General features: G+C 42.8%; 1 protein-coding gene. It reads left to right on the top strand.

Going from position 1 to position 1485, the window contains the following annotated elements; translation table 11 throughout:
* The first annotated feature begins 110 nt into the window (after window positions 1-110).
* Window positions 111-1436 carry an ISNCY family transposase gene (locus MSG95_RS18850; protein WP_324645237.1) on the top strand — a complete coding sequence of 442 codons (1326 nt, stop codon included), beginning with the start codon at window positions 111-113 and terminating at the stop codon, window positions 1434-1436.
* Window positions 1437-1485 lie beyond the last annotated feature (49 nt).

Here is a 1485-nt window from a genome sequence, read left to right as displayed (position 1 = left end):
TTTTGTAACTCCAAAATAGAAATGTCCGGTTTTTCCAAAGTAAAAATGTCCGCTTTTAGAATATGCGTATTTGCGATTATTGAAGCGGACTGTTTGATATGTTGGTGTCTATGTCGGATAAAGAACTTAAACGATTGTCGGTCTTGCAGGAAATCTGCGATCAACGCATAACTCAATCCCAGGCTGCTCAGCTACTTCATATTTCAGAACGTCAGATCAGACGCTTACTGCAGAAATACAAAGCCCAAGGTCCCGCTGCATTAGCCCATGCCGGTCGTGGCCAAATCAGCAATTCTAAACTTCCTGAAGAACTCAGGCTTAAGTGCCTCAATATTGTCTCTGATCAATTTTATGGTTTCGGACCCACTTTAGCTCACGAAAAGCTGACCACCGTTCATGGTTTCGATATTTCTGTAGAAACACTACGTTCTTGGATGATTGCAGCTGACTTATGGATGCCTCGATCCAAGCGCCTGAAACGACCGTATCAGCCTCGTTACAACCGGGATTGCTTTGGTGAACTGATCCAAATTGATGGCTCACACCATGACTGGTTTGAAGGACGCGCTGCTAAATGCTGTCTGCTGGTGTTTATCGATGATGCTACAGGAAAATTGCAGCATTTACGCTTCTGTGAGTCAGAATCAACCTTTGACTATATGATTTCAACACGCTTATATGTCGAACAGCACGGTAAGCCTTTAGCGTTTTACAGTGACAAACATTCAGTCTTTAGAGTGAATCAAAGCAGCAAGAAAGACACCAAGATTACCCAGTTTGGACGTGTACTCAGCACCCTGAATATCGATATCATCTTCGCTAATTCACCGCAGGCCAAAGGCCGTGTGGAACGGGCCAACAGAACCCTTCAGGACCGTCTGATCAAGGAGATGCGCCTGAAAGGCATCTGTTCGATTGAGCAAGCTAATGTCTGGCTACCCTGCTTCATTGAGCAGTTCAATCAGAAGTTCGCCAAGATGGCTTTTAATCCTAAGAATCTACATCGGCCTATCACTGAAACAGCCGAAGATTTAGATGATATTTTTACTTGGCGTGAACCCCGCAGAGTCACGAATAGCCTGACGATTACTTATGATAAATGCATATATCTCCTGGAAAACACTGAAGAAAATCAAAGGTTGATCGGTAAGTATCTTGAGTTCCTTGAATACCCGGATGGTACTGTAGCCATCATGCATAATAGCCGAAAGATCAATTACAGCCTCTTCGATAAATTAAGTCAGCTGAATCAGCGAGAGATTGTTGAGAATAAACGGTTGGGTGCTGTTCTGAATCATATCCAACAACAGCATGAAGAACTGGAACAGCAAAACAAACGTAATCGTTCTCAAAAGATGCCAAGCAGACGTGCACAGAAAACAGCAATTCAAGAACGAAATCTAAATCCTGTGCTTGACTTGGAAATGTCCATATAGGACATTTCTATTTGGTTATTAGGTAGGACATTTCTACTTGGGAATAACA

Origin of the sequence: Acinetobacter sp. IK23 (assembly GCF_035615275.1) — a bacterium.
GTDB classification, from domain to species: domain Bacteria; phylum Pseudomonadota; class Gammaproteobacteria; order Pseudomonadales; family Moraxellaceae; genus Acinetobacter; species Acinetobacter seifertii.
The sequence above is the reverse complement of the archived record's forward strand: the minus strand, read 5'-3'. Positions and strand labels throughout refer to the sequence as shown.

What these genes read in the sequence shown, in the direction of transcription:
- MSG95_RS18850 (WP_324645237.1), top strand. Translation starts at nt 111, where the DNA reads ATGTCGGATAAAGAACTTAAACGATTGTCGGTCTTGCAGGAAATCTGC.